Annotated in this window: 16 protein-coding genes; 7 read left to right on the forward strand and 9 right to left on the reverse strand. The window is 48.4% G+C overall.

Translation table 11 applies throughout. The features are described 5' to 3' along the window. Positions 1–133: 133 nt before the first annotated feature. From BLS15_RS20505 to BLS15_RS20515, 3 genes are all read right to left on the reverse strand, one after another. Positions 134–910, reverse strand: coding sequence for an SDR family NAD(P)-dependent oxidoreductase (locus BLS15_RS20505; protein ID WP_028533754.1), 777 nt, complete (start codon positions 908–910; stop codon positions 134–136). Positions 911–1021: 111 nt separating this feature from the next. Then, positions 1022–1474 (reverse strand): chemotaxis protein CheX, encoded by a 453-nt coding sequence (locus BLS15_RS20510; RefSeq protein WP_021252682.1) that lies wholly within the window; start codon positions 1472–1474, stop codon positions 1022–1024. A gap of 188 nt (positions 1475–1662) precedes the next feature. Further along, on the reverse strand, positions 1663–2037 hold the full coding sequence (locus BLS15_RS20515) for a zinc-binding dehydrogenase (RefSeq protein WP_021252681.1): 375 nt from the start codon (positions 2035–2037) through the stop codon (positions 1663–1665). A 466-nt stretch (positions 2038–2503) separates the two neighbouring features. On the opposite strand from BLS15_RS20515, the gene BLS15_RS20520 reads away from it, so the two are divergent. Both BLS15_RS20520 and bluB read left to right on the forward strand, forming a co-directional pair. Beyond that, the gene (locus BLS15_RS20520; RefSeq protein WP_021252680.1) at positions 2504–4600 is read left to right on the forward strand and encodes an acyltransferase family protein; all 2097 of its coding nucleotides are present in this window, start codon (positions 2504–2506) and stop codon (positions 4598–4600) included. 283 nt (positions 4601–4883) lie between these two features. Next, on the forward strand, positions 4884–5546 hold the full coding sequence (gene bluB, locus BLS15_RS20525; protein ID WP_028533753.1) for a 5,6-dimethylbenzimidazole synthase: 663 nt from the start codon (positions 4884–4886) through the stop codon (positions 5544–5546). Between the two features lie 103 nt (positions 5547–5649). Here bluB and BLS15_RS20530 read toward each other — a convergent pair whose 3' ends face one another. Then, the gene (locus BLS15_RS20530) at positions 5650–6975 is read right to left on the reverse strand and encodes a glycoside hydrolase family 125 protein (RefSeq protein WP_021252678.1); all 1326 of its coding nucleotides are present in this window, start codon (positions 6973–6975) and stop codon (positions 5650–5652) included. Between the two features lie 313 nt (positions 6976–7288). Here BLS15_RS20530 and BLS15_RS20535 point away from each other — a divergent pair, with 313 nt between their 5' ends. After that, entirely contained in the window at positions 7289–8248 is a 960-nt protein-coding gene (locus BLS15_RS20535) for a zinc dependent phospholipase C family protein (RefSeq protein WP_028533752.1), read from the forward strand. A gap of 62 nt (positions 8249–8310) precedes the next feature. Here the strand turns inward: BLS15_RS20535 and BLS15_RS20540 are convergent, their stop codons facing one another. Then, entirely contained in the window at positions 8311–9879 is a 1569-nt protein-coding gene (locus BLS15_RS20540; RefSeq protein WP_028533751.1) for a Ppx/GppA phosphatase family protein, read from the reverse strand. A gap of 399 nt (positions 9880–10278) precedes the next feature. On the opposite strand from BLS15_RS20540, the gene BLS15_RS20545 reads away from it, so the two are divergent. Both BLS15_RS20545 and BLS15_RS20550 read left to right on the forward strand, forming a co-directional pair. Further along, entirely contained in the window at positions 10279–11826 is a 1548-nt protein-coding gene (locus BLS15_RS20545) for a Ppx/GppA phosphatase family protein (protein ID WP_028533750.1), read from the forward strand. Between the two features lie 78 nt (positions 11827–11904). Then, entirely contained in the window at positions 11905–14034 is a 2130-nt protein-coding gene (locus BLS15_RS20550; protein ID WP_081819991.1) for an RNA degradosome polyphosphate kinase, read from the forward strand. A 314-nt stretch (positions 14035–14348) separates the two neighbouring features. Here the strand turns inward: BLS15_RS20550 and BLS15_RS20555 are convergent, their stop codons facing one another. Continuing rightward, positions 14349–15662, reverse strand: a complete 1314-nt coding sequence (locus BLS15_RS20555; RefSeq protein WP_021252673.1) for an MFS transporter — start codon at positions 15660–15662, stop codon at positions 14349–14351. 324 nt (positions 15663–15986) lie between these two features. On the opposite strand from BLS15_RS20555, the gene BLS15_RS20560 reads away from it, so the two are divergent. Then, positions 15987–16889, forward strand: coding sequence for a LysR family transcriptional regulator (locus tag BLS15_RS20560; RefSeq protein WP_021252672.1), 903 nt, complete (start codon positions 15987–15989; stop codon positions 16887–16889). A gap of 57 nt (positions 16890–16946) precedes the next feature. Beyond that, the gene (locus BLS15_RS20565) at positions 16947–17759 is read left to right on the forward strand and encodes a histidinol-phosphatase (RefSeq protein WP_021252671.1); all 813 of its coding nucleotides are present in this window, start codon (positions 16947–16949) and stop codon (positions 17757–17759) included. A 294-nt stretch (positions 17760–18053) separates the two neighbouring features. Here BLS15_RS20565 and BLS15_RS20570 read toward each other — a convergent pair whose 3' ends face one another. The 3 genes from BLS15_RS20570 to BLS15_RS20580 form a co-directional block, all read right to left on the reverse strand. Continuing rightward, complete coding sequence (locus tag BLS15_RS20570) at positions 18054–19136, reverse strand: DMT family transporter (protein ID WP_021252670.1); 1083 nt, start codon at positions 19134–19136, stop codon at positions 18054–18056. Between the two features lie 88 nt (positions 19137–19224). After that, positions 19225–19977 (reverse strand): metallophosphoesterase family protein, encoded by a 753-nt coding sequence (locus tag BLS15_RS20575; protein ID WP_028533748.1) that lies wholly within the window; start codon positions 19975–19977, stop codon positions 19225–19227. Between the two features lie 144 nt (positions 19978–20121). After that, positions 20122–21012: a metallophosphoesterase gene (locus BLS15_RS20580; protein ID WP_021252668.1), complete on the reverse strand. Its 891-nt coding sequence runs from the start codon at positions 21010–21012 to the stop codon at positions 20122–20124. Positions 21013–21135 lie beyond the last annotated feature (123 nt).

Below are 21135 nucleotides of genomic sequence, written 5' to 3' on the forward strand. Positions count from 1 at the left end.
GAAGCATGCCAATCGTGCTCAGCACACAAAAAGTCCGCCTTCTCCTGATCCCAATCGAACAGGAGTGGGCGGACTTCGCCATGCCAACCATCGGAATCGCCAATGGTTGCCTATCCTAACAACATCCACATGTTTATTTCTTATTCAACATTTTAGCTGCAATTCGGTTCGATATTCTCGGAAACAACCCATACAGCCGCCCTCCGAGCGCACCAATCCACGGCAGATCCACTTCCTGCTTGCGGGTCTCCATCACCCGAACAATATGCCGCGCGACCTTCTCTGGCTCCATCATGAACCAACGAATATTATTTACATATTGTCCGCTTGGATCCGCCTGATCGAAGAATGGTGTATTCACAGGTCCTGGATTCACTGCAGATACAGCAACACCTGTCCCTGCCAGCTCCATGCGCAGTGCATTCGTAAAGCCCAGCACCGCGTGCTTCGTTGCCGTATAGCCAGCAGACTTAGGAGACCCAACCTTGCCTGCCATAGAAGCTACATTGATGATATGCCCTTCTCCCCGGGCCAGCATATGAGGCAGAACCGCCTTCGTGCAGCGCACCGTTCCCATGTAATTCACATCCATCATCGCGGCGAACTGCGAGGATGGCATATCTACAGTCCGTTCAAACAAGCCGAAACCTGCATTATTCACCAAGATATCGATACGCCCATACTTCTCCATCACAGTGGAAATTCCGCGCGTCACATCCTCATCCTTCGTTACATCCATCGTATAGACGGCAGGTGAAGGCGTCATTGAGACAGCCGCGACTTCCAACTTCTCTATGGAGCGCGCCGTTAAGATCGGAACGGCTCCCTTCGCAGCAGCTGCTTGAGCTGTCCAAGCCCCAATTCCGCTCGAGGCTCCAGTGATAAGCACAATCTTGCCCTTCAGTTCCATTGATTTACTCCTTTACCCTCCAATCCGCACCATGTCTAACTTATGTACAAAGCAGGTGCAGTTGGTCAGAACTGCGTCGCCGCATTAGGATACAACGTCGACTCTATCACTTTAGCCGATATGCATAAGTACATCAAATCGACCGATTCCATCCAATAATAACGGTACAGCCAAGACCTCTTGAATAGGACCAGGATGATCAGCCGATATGAGCAGCTGGGGAGGTGTTATATCAACGCTGATTCCCTGATTGTACATCAGTGACGTTGCGTTGCCACTAATCATGTTGCCTAGCTCTGAAATGGCGCTCTCACCGATAGCATCAAGGGATGCAAGAGGAGATCCCCCCATCATAGCCGATGCCATTTTCAACGCCACGTCTTCGTTCAAGCCAAATGCCACCTGTCCGGACAACTGCCCCGTCAGACCGACCTGGATGCGAAAATCATGCGTACCGCTCCAACTTAACATTTGAAGCTCTCCCCGACTGGGACGGACTTGCACAATTTGTTCAATAACTGTGCTTGCCGATTGCAAAAAAGGTTGAATCCATTCGGCTCTCATCTCAGCTATCTTTTCCCCTTTCCGACATTAATGGAGTATATTCGACATATTCCGAACGTCCTATACTTCCACTTTTCTATGCCTATTATACTGAAAACGGTTCAGCCAAGCACTATATGATTTATCATTTTCACAAGAAAAACATATCCAAATTAAGTTTTTGAGTATAAAGAACTACTTCTTTGGGTTTAATTCGACATTTTTCTCCTTTTTTTCTTCTTTGCATTGCCTGCTGCAGGAAACAGCTCTTTTCTATTAGTAGGTAGTCTGCCTTTTCTTCGGATTATTTGATCCTTAATCAATGGATAATATGATCTTTCCAAACTGCCCCGGTTACCAACTACGACGATGCGGCCATAAGGTGCGATTATTTCTAGATCAGTCTCCAAATTCACATTCGCCAAAAATTCGATGATTACATCGGATCCTCTCTCGTGTGTCAAAGACATAATTTTATCCATAAAAGCTTCTGTGATGTGATCGAGTACATGTAAGGCCCCTGAAACTTGAATTATCGACAAATGAACGTAAATGCATACCGGATCATTGACCGGAACAGACATTGAAAACATTTCCACTGTCGCTTGCAACAACTCTAGTCACTAGCTTGCGTAACAAGTGTTGGGACAGATTGCTGTAACCTTACCATGAATCCGAAAAATTACAAAATTGAATAAAATATGTAATAGATCTGTAACGAGTACATATGTGCTTTTTCGATATAGTAAGAGAGGTTATTCGAACTTTGATATTTGTATACACGGTTAGGAGATATAGGCACAAGGAACGAGTAAGAGAATATCTGACACTCACACCCCTTCATCCTCTTCGCTACGAACACGGTTCAACGCAAGCAGGACTCACCTGAAACCTTTACCAGTTTATTATCCAAATCAATCATGTTCCCCTACATCTCAAGAAAGGACATCAAGACTACAATGAAATGGTTATGCATGAGACTTCATCCGAATAACGATTCAGTAGTACGGTTATTCGTCGTGGTCACACCACATATAGGGGGCGTCCAATATGCATGAGCTTCGACGCAACAATAGACGCTACATGCCCGCCCTGGATGGCCTGAGAGCAATTGCTGTTCTGGCCGTCATCGCCTATCACCTGAATCTTGGCTGGGCTCAAGGAGGATTTTTAGGTGTCGGCATTTTCTTCGTCTTGTCCGGTTACCTTGTAACGGATTTACTGCTTGCCACAAGGCAGCAGCGAGGTGCAATTGATCTGTATACGTTCTGGGTACACAGGGTGCGCAGGCTAGTTCCCGCCATTCTCGTTATGCTGCTGTTCAGCGTTGCTTGGCTAACCATTTTCGATCCTGCGCGCTTGACCAAACTACGAGGGGATATATGGTCAACCTTCGTGTACGGGAACAACTGGTATCTCATTTTTCACAATGTTTCTTACTTTGACAGCTTTGGTTCGCCCTCACCCTACCTTCATTTATGGTCTCTTGCCGTTGAAGGGCAATTTTATCTGGTGTGGCCTGTACTACTCATGATTGGATTAAAGCTTGCACCAAGGCGAGGTCAGCTTCTGCTCGGAATTGCAGCGGCAGCTGCTGCTTCTGCATTGGCAATGGCATGGCTGTATGAGCCAGGCACTGATCCAAGCCGTGTATATTACGGCACAGACACGCGGGTATTCGCTCTTCTCATTGGAGCTGCACTTGCAGTCGTATGGCCCAGCAGACGTCTTGTCTCAAACACAGATCATAAGGCAGGCTTAAGCCTTGATCTAATAGGGGCTCTTGGATTAGGCGCTATGCTCTATATGATTGTAGAAGTAAGTGAATACGATGATTTTCTATATCAAGGGGGATTCGTGCTGCTCTCTATTGTGAGCGCACTTACGATTGCGGCGCTTGCACATCCAGCAAGCCGCTTGAGTAAGCTGCTCAGCTGGGGGCCGCTCGTATGGATCGGCAAGCGATCATATGGCATTTATTTGTGGCATTATCCGGTCATAATTCTCACTAATCCTGAAGTCAATACAAGTGGATTCGATGGGACGCGCGCCATGCTGCAGGTCACCGCGAGCGTGCTGCTCGCCGCCTTGTCGTGGCGATATATCGAACAGCCCATCCAGCGCGGCTGTCTTTCTTATCTTTGGCTCAAGCTACGTGATCCCTATTCTTGGCATCGGCTGTCATGGAAGTACTGGTCCATTTCTGCCTGCTGTGTCCTGCTGCTTACTCTGTTCTACGCTGGCATGAGCGGTCGTTCATTAGTGGATGCCGCCCAAGCTCAATCCGAGGAATCTGCAGATAACAAGCGGATAGTCATTACGCATGACAATCTGGGAGCTGCATCTAAGGCTCACCAAACGGAACATACCGGATCACATACAGTCAAGGATACGACACCTAAGAAGCCGAAGCGCTCTGATGCTGCTTCTGATCCCATCAAGAAGCCCGGCAGTTCAGGTGCCGATAACCCGTTAGAATCTAGCTCAACTGCCAAGGGAGGCGGGCAGCCTAAAGGCAAGCAGACACAACAGCCGAATCAGCCGTCTCACACAGACCCCGCATCCGACAAGAAGCAGAACTGGTCTATTTCTGCAATTGGTGATTCAGTCATGCTCGATGTTGCTCCCTATCTGAGCAAGCAGCTCCCTGGTACTGTTGTCGATGCGAAGATTGGAAGGCAGATGTCCGCAGCCAGCGATATTATTCAGGGGTTGAAGCAGAACGGCAAGCTCGGCAGATATGTCATCATCGCACTTGGAACAAACGGCATATTTGGTGAAAAGCAGTTAAACAAACTGATCGAATCCCTTTCTGATGTTGAGCATATTATTTTCGTCAATACGCGCATGCCAGAGAAATGGGAAGGCAAGGTCAATGCGTTGTTAGCGAAAACGGCTGCTGCCCATTCCAACATTACATTGGTCGATTGGTACAACGCCACTGAAGACCATGACGATTATTTCGAGCCGGATGGCACTCATCTCGTACCTAAAGGTGCCAAAGCATATGCCGCCCTATTGGCCGATGCTGTTCAGTCTCTAAAAAAAGAGCCGCCTGCTCGTCAACAAGGATCAGAACACAGTTCTGGCAAGGAGTCTGTGACACCACCACCTAGTGGGAAAACACCCGCAACAAAACATTCATAACGAAAAACATGCTTGATCCTATATAAAAATTGTTCTAATTGTTTTATCTAATACTTAAGCCAATTATTTACTATCATCTGTAATATTACCTATTACGATTGCTGCAGGGTCTTGCCACATGTATGTAGGGCAGGCCCTTTTTCTTTCCCAACAAGAGATCCCTTCATACCTTACCCCGATTCGCAGCATGAATAACTTGTACGTTATAATAAACATATGAGGGAAACAGTCAATAGTATGACATGCCTTTGAAATACAAGAAAAAGGAGTGTAACTCATGACAATGAATAAACTAACCGAACAAGAAAAAGAAGGCGTTTACAAGGCGATATACAATCGCCGCGATATTCGTACATTCCTTCAACAGCCCGTGTCTGATGAGCTGCTGGTCAAACTGCTGGAGGCTGCCCATCACGGGCCATCGGTGGGCTTTATGCAGCCGTGGAACTTTATCGTCATCAAAGACGCGGAGACCAAGGCGAAGTTGGCAGAAGTGGTAGATCGCGAGCGTCGTGCGCTGGCGATTCACTATGAAGGCACAGATCGCGACACCAAGTTTATGGAGATTAAAATTCAAGGCATTCTGGAGGCCCCTGTTACGATTTGCATTACATGCGATCCTTCGCGTGGCGGCGACCATGTTCTCGGTCGCAACTCCATTCCCGAGACCGATATTATGTCTGTCAGCTGCGCAATTCAAAATATGTGGCTCGCCGCTTACGCTGAGGGCTTGGCAATGGGCTGGGTTAGCTTCTATAAGAAGCCGGATATCCGGCGGATTCTGAACATCCCGCTTCATATTGATCCAACAGCCCTCATCTCTATCGGTTATACAGAGGATTATCCGGAGCGACCGCTGCTCGAAGCCTACAACTGGGAGAAGCGGAAAGTATTAAGCCAGCTCGTCTATGACAATACATGGGGCACTTCTTCCAATCTGCTGTAAATCTACGACAAGCAAGCTTCCCAAACTCAACAACAAAGCCGTCCACTCCCCTAGGGAGATGGACGGCTGCTTCTCATCATCGCTCTTCGTAATGGATCTACCTTTATTTATCCAACAGCCCGCGATGCATGGCCTTCCACACAAGCTGCGAGAACAGACTGTTCGACCAAGCGAACCATGGACGTGTAAATACATTCGGATCATCCGCGAGGAAGCCCTCATGCATGAAGCCTGTATCCGCATCTGTAGCTTCCAGCATATCAATCATTGCGAGCATTTCTTCATCGCTTGCTGCCGTTAATCCTTGCATGGACAACGCCATGTGCCATACATAGCCGTCTGGTGTATGTGGGCTGCCGATTCCTTTTGCAACCTTGCCTTCGAAGTAGTACGGATTTTCTTTGCTCAAAATAAATTTACGCGTATTTTCATAAATCGGATCACTTGCGTCCGCATATCCAATATAAGGGATGGACAGCAAGCTTGGCGTTCCTGCATCATCCAAGAGACAGTAGTTGCCGAAGCCATCTGTTTCATACACATAAATCTTGCCGTATGTCGGATGGTTGTGAACCCCGTACAACTGGATGCCGTGATTGATTTCCTCTTCCAGCTTCGCCATTTCGCTAACGAACTCTTCGTCACGGAAGCCGTACTTTGCAATTTCCTGCATTTGACGCAAGCTGACAACCGCGAACATATTAGAAGGAATGCTGTAGTGGAAGTCGCATGCATCATCACTTGGACGGAATCCGGACCAAGTCATTCCTGTGTAATTTACAGGCATTCCCTTGCCCTCGTTGCGGATTGTATCAATCGCTGGACAGTTCACACGTGTGAAGCGGTATTGCGATTGTTCGAAGTGATGCTGTTCTGTCTTCCACACATCCACAATTTTGCGCATTGCGGACTTGAAGTTCGTATCGAAAATATCGGTACGTCCTGTCTCTTTCCAATACATATATGCGAGGCGAATCGAGAAGCACATCGAATCCAGCTCATACTTGCGTTCCCATACCCATGGGGACATCTCAGTCTGGTCATTCGCATCCCAGTGCCAGTCATTCGCAGTCTCGTTGAACGCGTTTGCATATGGGTCAATATTAATATAGAACATGTGACGCTTGATCAAACCACCGATAATGCGCTGCAAGTCCTTGTCATTCTTCGCGAAAGGAACGTAATGAATCACCTGTTCCACCGAGTCGCGCAGCCACATTGCGGGAATATCTCCGGTCAAGACGAATGTTGTCCCGTCATCCAGCAGTTTAGTCGTTGTTTCCAACGTGTTCGGGAAGCAGTTCTTGAACAGCTTCAACAACTTAGGACGATGCGCCAGCTTCTGTTCCGCTTCTTCCATAACGCGGACGACTGCTTTTGGCAAGTCAAATGCAGGTACATCGATTTTAGGCAAACGAAATTGTTCCATGTTATTATCCTCCACCTGTTCTCCACATGATGTAATTATCTCTCTTGTCACACTTCGGCAGGCCCGTTGTGGGCTTGTCCCCCGTGGCTCCTTACAGTGTACATGCAAACGCTTCATCTTGCTAGACAGATCGAGAAACTTTATCATGTTGCACAAAAATGTTCCACATCAAGATAGCAAATGAGCTCCCATTTCATACTCATAAAGGATTGACATTCCTCTTTATTTCAGGTGAACTGGTAGATAGGCATCTCAATTGCGGCAGCTTCCCATGCAGCTGCATAAGAGATGCTCCGTAACGAGGAGGGGAACAATGCCCAACGTATGGACGCATTTACTATTCGGCCAAGAGGCGCTTGACGACGCTGGCATCGCCCATTGGATATCGCCCGACTCCCAGAAACGCATGTTCAATATGGGGTGCCAAGGGCCGGATTTTCTATTCTATCATCAATTTCTGCCATGGCAGCGCAATAAAGTAATGAACGAGCTTGGAAGCGCCATGCACAATAAGCAATGTGGTCCATTCCTGCTCGACTTGATCGATTCCGCGCCCAAGGGAGATATGCTATCTCGCGTATACGCTCTCGGATTTCTACTGCATCATATCCTTGATCGGAACATGCATCCTTATGTATTTGTGCGTTCAGGATTCCGCAAATGGGATCATCAGCGGTTCGAGGTGTTGATGGATACCCATGTGCTGCGCGCCAAGCGCAATATCGCGACATGGAATACACCGGTATGGAAAGAAATCCATACGGGCGGACAGTTCCCGAAAGCAATGGTCAGTGCACTGCATGCCTTAACGGGCCGATACTACCCTGAGCTGTCCAAGCGAGTGGATACACGCTATTGGAACGACGCCAATCGAGCTATGGTGCGCGCACAGAAGCTATTCCATGACCCGTCTGGGATGAAACAGCTTCTGACATTCAAACAAATCGAACCGTTTGTTTACAAGCAGACACCACCAGCCTATGATGTGTTGAATGAAGCACGAAGACCATGGCCAGATCCGACGGGCACAGGAGAAATTCGATCCACGAGTATATGGGATATGTGGGAAGAAGCCCGTGAAGATGCGGCGCGTGCTGTATCGGCTGCCGCCGCCTACTGGAACATCAAGGAGGAAGCGAATCAAGATCCGCGTTCAGTTGCTAACGCGTACGAGACTCTTCGGGCAGCAATTGGCAACCGTTCTTATGAGACGGGCCTTCCTCTGGAGCAGGATCGACCTATCATCATCGAAGACCCAATTTGGGATACGTAAATAACAAGGCTCTCTGAAGCAGAACAGCGATGTCCTCTGCCTCAGAGAGCCTTTTCCATTCGTTATCGGGATTGCGTAACATTCGCGACAATGACAAGATCCCGCTTGAAACGCTTGCGAAATGCCGTGCGAACCGCATAGGCTTCCGATACTTCAAGCAGCGGTGGTGTCGAGGCACGCACGTGAAATACGACCTCCTGCTCTTCAATATCACAGGCCACCAATTCTACATCTGAGGCTGCTCCGCGATTGAAGCTTATCGCAAGCCGCAGCAATAGGCTAAGTGTACGCACACCTTCTTTGTCTCCGGGAAGGAATAGCGCCTCATATTCACTCCATGCTTCGCCTGCCTTCAGCTTCTGATCAGCTGAGGCGATGAACGCACTTAGCACGAGCTCGCGAGGAGTCAGACCGTACAAGTCTGAATGGAGCAGCATATATAGCGCATGCCGCTCTCGTTCAAGCGGAGAGATGACGACTCCACAATCATGCAGCATCGCGCTCGTATGCATGATCTGCGACCAGTCCCCTCCCAGATCCATTAGGGCTCCCATATCTTCCACCAGTCGATTGAATAGGACATGGACTCGCTTGGCATGATCTCGCTGCAACCGAAACCGCCGCATCATATTCGAGATGGACAAAGACAGAGGATCATCGATCATCAGCCCTTCCCCCTGAAGCAAATCGAATAGAACACCTTCCCGAACACCCTTGGCGCTTACCGTCAATATAGGCATATCCAAGCGTTCCATCACATACGTAATGAACGTAAAGGCTCCCATAAAGATGTCCGCCCGCTCCTTGGATAACCCTTGAATCTTCTCTCTTTCCTCCAGCGACAACGGTCTCAGCTTCTCATGCCACTGTTCGACATGTTCCCGGCTCAGCACGTAATGATGGAGCGAAGCAAGTGGAACCTTGGCCTGAGCCTTATCCATCTTCGCAATTGTCCGTATCGTTCCGCCCACACCAATAAGCGGATATCCCTCTGCTTGCTGCAGCCACTCAATCTGCCCCAGAAGCTTCCCCATATCGGCAGCAAGCCGCTGCCCCTCCTCTACTTCAAGCGCCTCTCTGACATGATATTGGCCTGCCAGCGTTAGCGCTCCAATCGGAATGCTGATGCTCTCCTTCAAGGTCCGATCCTGAATGAGCACCATCTCCAAGGAGCCGCCTCCGATGTCGACCAGCAGCGCATCCTTGACATTCATGGTCGATACGACTGCCAGATAGTCCAAATAAGCCTCCGACTCTCCGCTAATTACTCGCACAGACAATTGTGTTGCACCTAGAATGCGGCTTAGGATTAATGCCCGGTTCGTCGCTTTGCGCAGTGCAGCCGTGGCAACCGCGATGATCTCACATGACTCATAACGGCTGCACAACTGCTTAAATAATAAGAGCGTTGAAATTAATTTATCAATTTTATATTCCGGAATCGCTCCATCTTCATCGTACTCATCACCAAGACGAACGACTTCCTTCCATTGATCTACAATTTGAAATGTCAGATCCTCGCGAATTTCCGCAATCATAAGACGTACCGAATTGGAACCGATATCTACAATGCCCTGATGGCGATTCTGAGTCGGAACCTTGGTTTCTAGCGGCTTCTTAGGTCGCATCATATGGCATACTCTCCTTCCTTACTCATCGCAATACGTTGTGTGCACAGCATCCATCATCCACCTACGTCCACGAAGAACGGCCTGCTGAGCTTATCATTGCTTACATTTCAAAAAAAAGAGTGACATCTCTTGAAATGCTTGCAATATCTTTTCATTTTGCCATGCCCTGTATGAAAACTCCATCCGAAAGCGCGTAACATAATGTTAATCTTTTGTAAATCTATGACCTGTACCTGTCAAATCCATTACTCTAGCAGTAGACAGCAATGCCCAGTCTATTGGAAGCAGTATTCACACCATAAGCTGTGTTCATTCCTGCCCGTAAATCGCGAGCGATATAGGTGTGAAGGCATACATGCCGTCTATTTCATTCACTTGTAACGAAAGACAGGGGATATTATGGACAAACCGCTTATTGCCGCAGGCATCGACATTGGTTCGAATGCAATTAAAATGCTTATTGCCGAGCTTGCCGGACCAGGGCAGCTTCGCATTCTTGAGGATGTTAAGCTTACATCCCCGATCGGCGACGACACCTTCACCCATGGTCAGATCCATTCTAAAGCCACGTTCGAAGTATGCCGCGCGATGAAGCAAATGTCGCAGCTCATGAAAGATTACAAAGTGAAAACGTATCGCGCCTGTGCGACGAGCGGGGTTAGAGAGGCAAGCAATCGCGGGTACTTTCTAGATAACCTTCGCCGTTACACGGACATGGACATCGAGCTGGTTGATAGCTCTGTCGAACGATATTTGACCTATGTCGGACTGAATATCGGCGTTGAACAAATGCCGCAGCTGCGTGAGGAAGGACTGCTGGTCGTCGAAATTGGCAGCGCCGGTGTCCAGCTAAGTGTATATGCATCTGGAAGATTGCAATTTTCCGAATATGTTCGCATCGGTATTTTGAAGCTGAAGGAAGTGCTTGAGTCCTTGCGGGGCGAGTCGCTGCATTATTCCAACGTTCTTCAGCAATATATTGAAAGTCAACTGGACATGCTGCGTCGCCGTATGTCTTCCTATACCATCAATCATCTAATTGTCCTCGGCGGAGAAGCCTCCACCTTGGCGAACAAATATGGAGAGCGAGGGACAAGCTCAGTCGGCAGCTTACCACTGCGATCCATCGCAAGAACAACACTCCAGCGCCATTTGTTCGAATGGATGCAAGCAGGCACTGCAGAGCTATCGCACAAATTCCATATTGATGAAGAACGCGCCTCTCAGCTCATCCCAACAGCTATTATTATGTCAGAGCTGCTCAAAGCAACGGCAGCAGAGCGATTGCTTCTGCCGGATGTTTCCTTACGGCACGGCGTCCTTCATGAGATGTTACTCTCAGCACATGATAAGTCTGCTTCGCTGCAAGCGTTGTATATCGAAGATATGACGGCGTCCGCCTTCCATGCTGCCGAACGCGTTCAGCTTGATATGGAGCACTCCAGACAGGTTCGAAGACTCGCTAGCAAGCTCTTTGATCGCTTGAACAGCTTATTTCGCATGGATCCGTCTCGCAAACTATGCTTGGAGCTGGCCGCTATCTTGCATGATATCGGCAAGACCATATCCCAGGAGGGCCATGCCGCCAATTCCTACCATATGATTAAAGCGATGGACTGGCTGGGTCTGTCTGAGAAGGACAAGGAGCTTGTCGCAAGTATGGCACTATACCATCCGCGCAGTGCTCAAGTGCCCCTGAGACCGGATATGAGTGAACAGGAGCAGTTGGTACTATCCAAGCTCACCTCTATCCTCAAGCTAGCCGATGCGCTCGATATTGCCCACCAGCAGAAAGTTAAAGATTTCACCATCCATATAAAAAAAGGCACTTACATTACGATGATTCCTACCTATGAGGGCAGCTTGGAGCTGGAACGGTGGGCCTTCCAACATGAAAGCTCATTCTTCGAGCAAGTGAGCGGGTATCCTATCCTACTAAAAGGATAGCATCCCTCTCATCTCCCCCAATGACCATATCATGCTGAGCTGCAATCGTTCATTGTGTAGAAAAGGAGAGGTTTCGTGATGGCTCGAACATTTATTAACCGCGAATGGAGCCTATTGGCTTTTCATCGAAGAGTTCTTGAAGAAGCGTATGACAAAACGAACCCGTTGTTAGAAAGACTGAAGTTTCTAGCCATAAGCAGCTCCAATATGGACGAATTGTTCATGGTGCGTGCTGCGTCCGTCATTGACCAAATGATCGCAGGTTACGACAAGCGCGACCGATCAGGCTGCACACCGCATGATACGCTCGAAGGCATCAAGTCTGGCGCTGCCGCAATGGTCGAGAAGCAAGCCTACATATACGGTCAGCTTCGAAGGAAGCTGCGCCAGCACAACATTATAATCAAGCGGCCGCATCGATTGTCGATGAATGAGAAGCACTATCTTCGCAGCTACTTTATGGAGCAGTTATTCCCTGTGCTCACTCCGATGGTCGTGGATCAAAGCCGGCCGTTCCCGCTCATCCAGAACAAGAGCTTGAATATTGGATTGATCGTCCGCAATACGGACGAGGAGGAAGATGTGTTCGCGACAGTAGCAGTGCCTGAAGTATTGCCTAGACTCGTACGGCTACCGACAGGCACGGACAAGCAGGAGTTCATCCTGCTCGAAGACGTCATCAAGCTGCATATGGACATCTTGTTCCATGGCTATGACATTGTCGATATGAAGGCTTACCGCATAACGCGCAATGCGGATCTGGACATAGATGAGGAAGGCGCAGAGGATCTGCTCAAGGAGATTGAGGAATCGCTCAAAATGCGGAAATGGGGGAATGTGGTTCGGATTGAGGCGGAGGAAGGCATTAGTCATGAACTCCTTCAAATGATCACACAGGATGGAGAAGACGAGCCGCTCGGCGGCGTATACGAAATCGCCGGCCCTATCGACTATACATTCCTGTTCAAGCTGATCCAGCTCGTTCAGAAGCCAGGGCTTCTCTATCCAAGCCATCAGCCGCATCAGCCCCTTCAGGACGGGGAGGATGTATTCACCTGGATTCGCCATCAAGATCGTCTGCTGCATCATCCCTTCGACAGCTTCGATACTGTCGTTCAGCTTGTAAGAGCAGCCGCACAGGATCAAGACGTATTGGCCATTAAGCAAACGCTGTATCGGGTATCTGGCAATTCCCCGATCATTGAAGCTTTAATCGCAGCTGCAGAGAATAAAAAACAGGTTACGGTACTCGTGGAGCTGAAGGCCCGCTTCGATGAGGAGAACAATATTCACTGGGCGAAGCGGCTGGAGCAAGCCGGCTGCCATGTTATCTATGGATTGATAGGATTGAAGACCCACTTGAAAACACTGCTCATCGTTCGACGCGAAGAGGACGGTATCCGCAGATACGTTCATCTGGGCACAGGCAATTATAATGATGTGACAGCCAAGCTGTACACGGATATGGGGCTGCTGACCGTCAATCCCCAGATTGGCAGCGACGCCTCAGTGCTGTTCAATATGCTCTCTGGCTTCACCGTGCCATCCAGCTTAAATCAATTATGCGTTGCTCCTTTGTTTTTGCGCCATAAGCTGGAGCAATATATCGAATATGAGATTGAGGCTGCGCGGAAAGGCCGAAAAGCGCACATCATTCTCAAAATGAATGCGCTGGTGGATGAAAAGCTCATTTCACTGCTGTATAAGGCTTCGAAAGCCAGCGTACGCATTGAGCTCATCGTACGAGGCGTATGCTGCCTCCGCCCAGGTGTGCCGAATATGAGTGAGAATATAACGGTACGAAGCATAGTTGGGCGATTTCTGGAGCATACCCGCATCTTCTACTTCGAGCATGGCGGCAAGAACAAGGTACTGCTGAGCAGTGCGGACTGGATGCCGCGCAACCTCGATCGCCGTGTCGAGGCCATGTTCCCAATTGAGCATTCGGAGCTGAAGCAGCAGATTATTCAAATCCTTCATTGCTATTTGGCAGATCAAGCGAAAAGTCGATTCCTGCAGCCTGACGGCACGTACCGCAAGAAAGCCGCCAAAGGCATGCAGAAAATGCACGCGCAGGAACAACTGCTGAAGCGAGCTGGGGATCGAGCTGAGAAATCAATGAGCCCGGCCACCCTTCCCTTTCAGCCGCGAACACATTCAACAGACGAGCAGGCAATGAATGAAGTAGCCGCAACGTCACAATTCTAGAAAAAAGGGCTATTTGTATTGGAGAGCATCCCACGAGCTTATGTCGGGCGCTCTCCTTTTTTATCGAACGAGTATGCATTTCGATCGAGTAATGGTGTGAGTCGAACTTGGGACTGAAAGAGGCTGAGTTGGAAGCGTATGACAAGCAATGGTGGATGATTATGACAACGTAAGCACGACCCCTTCAATTGAACGGGTAATCCTTTATCCGATGAATACGTAGTCTCTAACACCGAGATAACGAAAAGAGAAGACCCTATCCGTGATTCCCCTCTGCGTAAAGCAGTACGAACATACGGATTAGGGTCTTTCTATTAATGTACAGGTATCTCCTTACCCCCAGAAGCATCTGTATTCCAAGTGTCCTCCTCCATCGCCGCTTCCTTGCGCCCTTTCTCAATATCTACGAATGCAAGCAAAATAATACCGATAATGAAGAAGCCCAGGATAGACAAGATTGCCAGGCGTGTAGAACCGGTCATTAAGCCCACCATGCCAAAGACGGCCGGACCGATGGAAGCAGACACTTTGCTCGATAAACTGAGGAACCCGAAAAATTCAGATGCGCGGCTAATCGGCACCATCTGACTGTAGACAGAACGCGCTACTGCCTGACTTCCCCCTTGCACCATGCCAACAAGGAAGGCCAGGATGTAGAAATGAATCGCTGTTGTCATAAAATAACCAAAGAACACGATGACGATATACGTACTGAGTGATACGTACAAGGAACGCTTAGAACCTAACCTGCGGGCGAACTTCGCAAACAAGTAGGTGAACGGGATTCCGACGAATTGGGTAATAAGCAGCGCAATAATGAGATGGCTCGTCTGAATGCCCATCCCAGCACCATATATCGCCGCCATTCCGATAATCGTGGAGATGCCGTCATTGAAAAACCAGAAGGACACCATATACTTCAATAGCTCAGGGTAATGCTTCACCCGCTTAATCGTTTGAGCTAGCCGGCCGAAGCCTTGCTTCGTGTAATAAGACACTGATTGCCGATCTGTACGGGCAGGATCCTGCAAGTGGCGGAATATTGGCAATGAGAAGAGCAGCCACCATATTCCTACGGACAAAAATACGGTCTGCGTGGCAACGAGCTTATTCGGAAACCCTAGCATCTCCCATTTCTCAAGCATGACAATGTTGACCGCCAGCAGCACACCGCCACCGATGTATCCGTACATGTACCCTTTGGCAGATATTTCGTCCCGCTCATCTGGTGCTGCAATCTCGGGCAGAAGAGAGTCATAAAACGTATTGCCTCCAGAAAAGCCTATCGTCGCCAAAATAAACAGTACTGACACATACAGCCAATCCCCATTTCCCGCGAAGAACAGAAGCATACAAGCCACCGAGCCGCAAATCGCAAAGACGCGCAAAAATGCCATCTTGCGGCGTGATAGATCAGCCATTGCTCCCAATATCGGAGACAGCAGTGCGACAAGGATCATGCCGATTGTCTGTGTAAAAGCCCAATAGCTCGTCGCCTCATGATTCGGAAGTCCTGAAGCAGCCACAGACTGATAAAAGATAGGGAGAACTGCCGCCAACATTGTTGTCGCAAAAGCGGAATTCGCCCAATCATACATCATCCAACTGCGAACCTGTTTCGAACGCATTGTTTTCCCCCTAAGCTATAACGTAACGTTGTTGAGAACGTCTTCATTTCATTGTGCGGCATGGCCTGCGCGGCGGTCAACTATTTCAATTATTAAGTTTTCATATAAGCTGCCGCATTGGTAAACATTGCTCATCGGCATAGCTTCCTTAACTAATCTAATGTATAATGAGAAAAACATTTTATTAGTACAACAAAAGCGATAAATTGTATTGAAGCTCCGTTCTCACACCCTATTTCGGATTTTACATATTCACCACCGTGTACACATCTCACACCATATTTTAGTCCTATGTCAAAATAGGCAAGAAAGGGGGAAACAGTCATGAATTTAAGCCAGTTGGAAACACTAATCACCATTTCCAAGACGATGAGCTTCCGCAAGGCAGGCGAATTGCTTAACCTGACTCAACCTGCCGTGTCCGCTCAGATCAAAAGCTTGGAGGATGAGTTCAAAACGGTGCTTATTGACCGCAACCAGCCTGTCACCCTGACAGACAGCGGCAAAGTATTTTTGGAGCATGCAACGCGCATCTTAGATATCGTCGACGAAGTTAAACAGAAGCTGAGTGATTTGAACCAAATTCCGCAAGGGCATATTGTTCTAGGTACAACGACTTCGATTGCTATTCAAATCCTGCCGCGGATTCTTTCCTATTTTCAGGATCAATTTCCACTCATTAAGACGACCATTATGTCCATGTCATCTTCACAGATCATGGCCCATATCGAGAATGGCACCGTTGATATTGGCATCGGATATTTGAACGAACCGAATCCGAATCTGAATACGTCTGTGCTCTACTACGATTCGTTCGAACTCGTCGTCTGTCCAGACCATCCGCTGGCCAAGCATGAGCATGCTACGGTTGATATGCTGAAGGAAGTTCCGCTCATTCTATTGTCGCCTGATACTGTAGGCCGCAGGTTCGCCGAAGAAACCTTCCGCCAATACAATATCACTCCTCATATCGTTATGGAGTTATCCAGCAGTGAGGAAGTGAAGCGGATGGCCGAGTTGAATCTTGGGGCGGGCATCATCTCCAAGCTATCGGTCAGCAGTGAATTGCGGCGCGGCACGCTGAAGATCGTTCAAATTCATGAGCTCGAAACCGCGCATCCTGTTGGGGTTATGTATCGCTCAGGCCGTTACTTGAATTCTGCCATGCAGCAATTTTTAAATGATGTGAAGGGCATGCCTGAAACCCAGTTCATCGGTTCCGAGTAACGATTCCGCTCACTTCGTAGATTTGACACTACCACTCAATGAACAGGAGGGGAAGCTATGAAATTCGATTTGCACACTCATCATTTTCGCTGCGGTCATGCAGATGGCAACATCCGTGAGTATATTGAGGCAGGGATCGCCCATGGACTTCAGGTCATTGGCATATCCGATCACACGCCCTATTTCGGCCAGGATGAAGATCATCCGCATCCGAATATTACGATGGCCAAAAGCGATTTTCACAACTATGTAGACGAGGTGCTGCGCCTCAAAAAGGAATACGAAGGCCGCATCGACGTGCTGCTGGGCATCGAGTCAGATTATTTCCCTGAACATGCGGAGACCTATCGTAAGACGTTAGCACAATATCCATTCGACTACATTATTGGCTCCGTTCACAGCACAAATGGCGTCAGCATTTTCAATAAAAACAGATGGAAGAAGCTAAACGCTGAGCAGCAAATTGCTGAAAAACGGACCTATTATGAAATGATTCGTGACTCTGCTCGCACAGGCATGTTTCAAATTTTAGGCCATATTGACGCCATGAAGGGCAACTATCCCCCGTTCTCGGACATTCAAGCCCCTGACATTATCGACGATACCTTGAAGGTCATTGCAGAATGCGGCGTTGCCATCGAAATCAATACATCCGGGAAAACAAAGCTGAGCGGCGGCTGGTATCCAGCGGACGCCATCTTGGAACGTGCCCTTCATTTCGGAGTCGAAGTTAGCTTTGGCTCGGATGCGCATAAGCCTTCCCGCGTCGGCGAGGACTGGGAGGAAGTCCGCTCTCGGCTGAAGGACATCGGATTTACGTACTGGGTGTATTATAAAGAGAAGCAGAAACAGGTCGTGCCCATTGAATAACTTGTCAGGAGGCACGACCATAGTTCGATTATTATAGTTATATATCACGCGCAACATAAAGATGCTTCTGGGGCATAAGGAACTTCATCGGGATACGAAGTTCATGCAGTGCTCTAGCTGCATCTTTCTTTTATGATACGGAGTTAAGGACAAAAAAAAGGGACCTGTATCTCACAGATCCGTCTCAAGGGATATATATTCATCAAAAGGGGGTCTTGCTATTAATATACCCTCTGTACATTAACCAACGTTAACAGGAATATTACCATTGTGTAACAAATTATTAAGCCTGTGTTAAACCGCCCTCTGAACTGCCTTGCGAGCAGACTTCTCTGCAGAAGATCGATTCACCACAATGATCCCTGCAACAACAAGGCCAAGTGCTGCCAATGTCCCACCATTCCAAGATTCATTCAACAGCCATGCGGATAATAGTACTCCAAACAACGGAATGAGGAAGAGGAACATCGATACTTTCCCTACCTGATTATATTTCATAATCAAATTCCACAAGCTGAATCCCGCTGCCGACAAGAAGGCCAGATAGAGGAGCAGCAGCAAGGATGAGACATCCCATTGAAAGGGAGCGAAACCTGCACGCCATGCACCTACCAGAATAAGCCCAATTCCCCCTAGGGCCATCTGGCGTCCAGTCAGCCACAATACCGGCAAATCACGCGACTCATGGCGCGCCAGCACATTCCCTATCGCACCGAACAATGCCGATAATATCAGGCACACATCACCAATGCCAAATGACATACCTGCGCCGCCTGTATTACTGAAGGTTACAATAATAACGCCCGCGAATCCCAAGCTTAATCCGAGTATCTTGCCGAATGTGAAGCTTTCACTGCGATCAACCATTCGGGCAATGACCATTTGGAAGAAGGAGGTTGCGCCAGTAATAATCGCGCCTTTCATTCCGGTACTTAAACTTAGGCCTATATAGAAGAAAATATACTGCAAAAAAGTCTGTATGACTGCAAGACGTGTGACTCGCCAGCCAACACGCCGAGACTGACCGTAATGAACCCCATCAGCTCGCGTTCCACGATTCATGCAAGCAGTCAATAGAATGAGCATAAGTCCAGCCAAAGCAAATCGATATCCTGCAAATACCCATTGTTCATAAGCCGCGTCCGAGCCAATCTTGAGTGCTTCATACCCAAGCTTAATCGCCGGCATCGCGCTTCCCCACAACAATGTAGCAATGATCGCACTTACGGTCATGCCTACAGGGTGGGTGAACCATTTCTGCGCTGTCACTGATGTATCCACCTTTCGTGCGGCTTCCGCCGCCTCTTGTCCATAATGCTGCGAGTCGATCATGCTCTGATCCGCTACGCTCACATTAAGTTCTAGTTGAATGTGCAACAATAATGCCGCCCTAATTAGGGCGGCATCGTCATTGACCTATTCTATCCTAGCATGAATGTACGCTGACAACAATCATTTCCATCAATTATTCTTCGCTCTGGTGCAGCCCGCGATATACCCCGGTACGAAGCTCTCGCACGTATGGCTTCACTCCAGGCATATCACTCATTTCCGCAGCTCGAACAGCCTGCTCAATATCATAGGGAACTCGGTGGAAATGTATAGAGAACTCACTTTGCTGAACTTGCCCGAAATAGCCCTCCAGCATCACATAAGAGGCTTGCGTCATGTCCAGCGGGTTGCCAACACTACCGCAATTCACTAACGTATTCCCTCTAAAATGCTGCAAGAAAGCATTATGAATGTCCCCATAGATGACCACATCTGGTGATTGGCATGGATGGAGCGGTTCCGTCAATGATGCAGTGAAATCGAACATGGCCAGACGCTTTTCCGGAGCATCCCATGGTTGCATACGAGTGAACACACTCTGTGGGGAAGCATGGAACAGGCGAATATGACGCCCACTCATATTGAAGTCATAAGAGAAGGGGAGCCGTTCCAGACGGGCTAACCGCTCTGAACCAAGCCGCTGTGCATGCCAGCGGAATTGCTCGTCATCTTCAATCTGCCGAACAAGCTCATCCCAATTCCCTTTGACGATTACATCGCAATATTCAAACAACATATCAACAACTTCTACGGGGTTTGGCCCTTTCCCCACTAAATCGCCTAGGCAGTATATTTTATCAGCGCCTTGTCGCTGAATATCATTAAGCACGGCTTCTAGCGCCTGTAAATTCCCATGTATATCGGAAATGATAGCTATAGACTGCATGTCGCTTCGTCTCCTCCCTAATATCAGCATTATACACCCTAAGGGGATAAGCCGAATACTACTGATCATCACGAATAGCCATGTGACCCTACTCCTACTAATATATCTTTGCTATGCCTCAAACGGGCTACTTATGCATAAACCTTATCCAATTGATCGCAAGGTAAGCAAGGTCCATTCCGGCGGGCACAGCAAGCGAACGGGCAGAAACGTCGTCCCCAATCCTCTGCTCGTATAAATGTGAAGTGGGCGATCCGGTCTATCTACACGCTCTAGCATGTATAATCCATCTGGGTACCGCTCACCTAAAGTTGGAAGGAACAAGGGTCCCACCAGTGGCACACGAACCTGACCCCCATGACTATGACCAGACAATTGAAGATCAACTTGATAGTTAAGGGCAACCGTTCCCCAATCCGGTTCATGGGCGAGCAGAATACAACACATCTTACCCGATATCCCTTGCATAGCACGCGTCATATCAGGAATCCCTTCCAATGCGTCGTCGATTCCCGCCAGAGCGAGCACTTCATGATTCCGCCTGAGTATCACATTGTCATTCCGCAGCACGCGGATTCCTGCCGTTTGCAGCGCATTCTCCACAGCTTTTGCGCCTCTTCCCCGATAGTCATGATTGCCAAGCACAGCATAGGAACCATATGGTGCACGCAGTTGGCGCAGGATTGGTACAATCTCGGCTGGAACCACATCCCCATTATCAACGATATCTCCTGTAATGCATATCACATCCGGTTGATTGGCTTGTACATCTTGGACAATGCTCGCAAGCTTCGATTCACTTAGATGATGTCCGTAATGGATATCTGATATATGCGCTATGGTCAGCCCATTGAAGGAAGCCGGCAGTCCGTGAATATCCAGCTCAAGCTTACGCTGCCGAATATTATTAGGCTCAATGAATCTGGCATAGCCCCCAACCGCCATAGGCATTGTTATTACTGCCCCTACCATCATGCGCAGTAAACGCCGTCTTCCCGGATTCGCAACTGAATTCGGATTCGTGTCTCTCGTCATTGGAGATTTTATAGCTATCCCCTACCTTTACCTCATGCATTCAGTAAACGCCGATTCCTATGTATGACTATCCTGTCTCGTCCTTTTATTATGAATCAGCTCGGTATTCAATGCAAATCCTAG

The sequence above is a fragment of the Paenibacillus sp. cl6col genome (assembly GCF_900102125.1).
Classification (GTDB): Bacteria; Bacillota; Bacilli; order Paenibacillales; family Paenibacillaceae; genus Paenibacillus_B; species Paenibacillus_B suaedae.

What these genes read in the sequence shown, in the direction of transcription:
- BLS15_RS20555 (WP_021252673.1), bottom strand. Translation starts at nt 15,662, where the DNA reads ATGCGTTCGAAACAGGTTCGCAGTTGGATGATGTATGATTGGGCGAAT.
- bluB (WP_028533753.1), top strand. Translation starts at nt 4,884, where the DNA reads ATGAATAAACTAACCGAACAAGAAAAAGAAGGCGTTTACAAGGCGATA.
- BLS15_RS20535 (WP_028533752.1), top strand. Translation starts at nt 7,289, where the DNA reads ATGCCCAACGTATGGACGCATTTACTATTCGGCCAAGAGGCGCTTGAC.
- BLS15_RS20515 (WP_021252681.1), bottom strand. Translation starts at nt 2,037, where the DNA reads ATGTCTGTTCCGGTCAATGATCCGGTATGCATTTACGTTCATTTGTCG.
- BLS15_RS20575 (WP_028533748.1), bottom strand. Translation starts at nt 19,977, where the DNA reads ATGCAGTCTATAGCTATCATTTCCGATATACATGGGAATTTACAGGCG.
- BLS15_RS20505 (WP_028533754.1), bottom strand. Translation starts at nt 910, where the DNA reads ATGGAACTGAAGGGCAAGATTGTGCTTATCACTGGAGCCTCGAGCGGA.
- BLS15_RS20550 (WP_081819991.1), top strand. Translation starts at nt 11,905, where the DNA reads ATGGCTCGAACATTTATTAACCGCGAATGGAGCCTATTGGCTTTTCAT.
- BLS15_RS20560 (WP_021252672.1), top strand. Translation starts at nt 15,987, where the DNA reads ATGAATTTAAGCCAGTTGGAAACACTAATCACCATTTCCAAGACGATG.
- BLS15_RS20510 (WP_021252682.1), bottom strand. Translation starts at nt 1,474, where the DNA reads ATGAGAGCCGAATGGATTCAACCTTTTTTGCAATCGGCAAGCACAGTT.
- BLS15_RS20540 (WP_028533751.1), bottom strand. Translation starts at nt 9,879, where the DNA reads ATGATGCGACCTAAGAAGCCGCTAGAAACCAAGGTTCCGACTCAGAAT.
- BLS15_RS20565 (WP_021252671.1), top strand. Translation starts at nt 16,947, where the DNA reads ATGAAATTCGATTTGCACACTCATCATTTTCGCTGCGGTCATGCAGAT.
- BLS15_RS20520 (WP_021252680.1), top strand. Translation starts at nt 2,504, where the DNA reads ATGCATGAGCTTCGACGCAACAATAGACGCTACATGCCCGCCCTGGAT.
- BLS15_RS20580 (WP_021252668.1), bottom strand. Translation starts at nt 21,012, where the DNA reads ATGACGAGAGACACGAATCCGAATTCAGTTGCGAATCCGGGAAGACGG.
- BLS15_RS20545 (WP_028533750.1), top strand. Translation starts at nt 10,279, where the DNA reads ATGGACAAACCGCTTATTGCCGCAGGCATCGACATTGGTTCGAATGCA.
- BLS15_RS20530 (WP_021252678.1), bottom strand. Translation starts at nt 6,975, where the DNA reads ATGGAACAATTTCGTTTGCCTAAAATCGATGTACCTGCATTTGACTTG.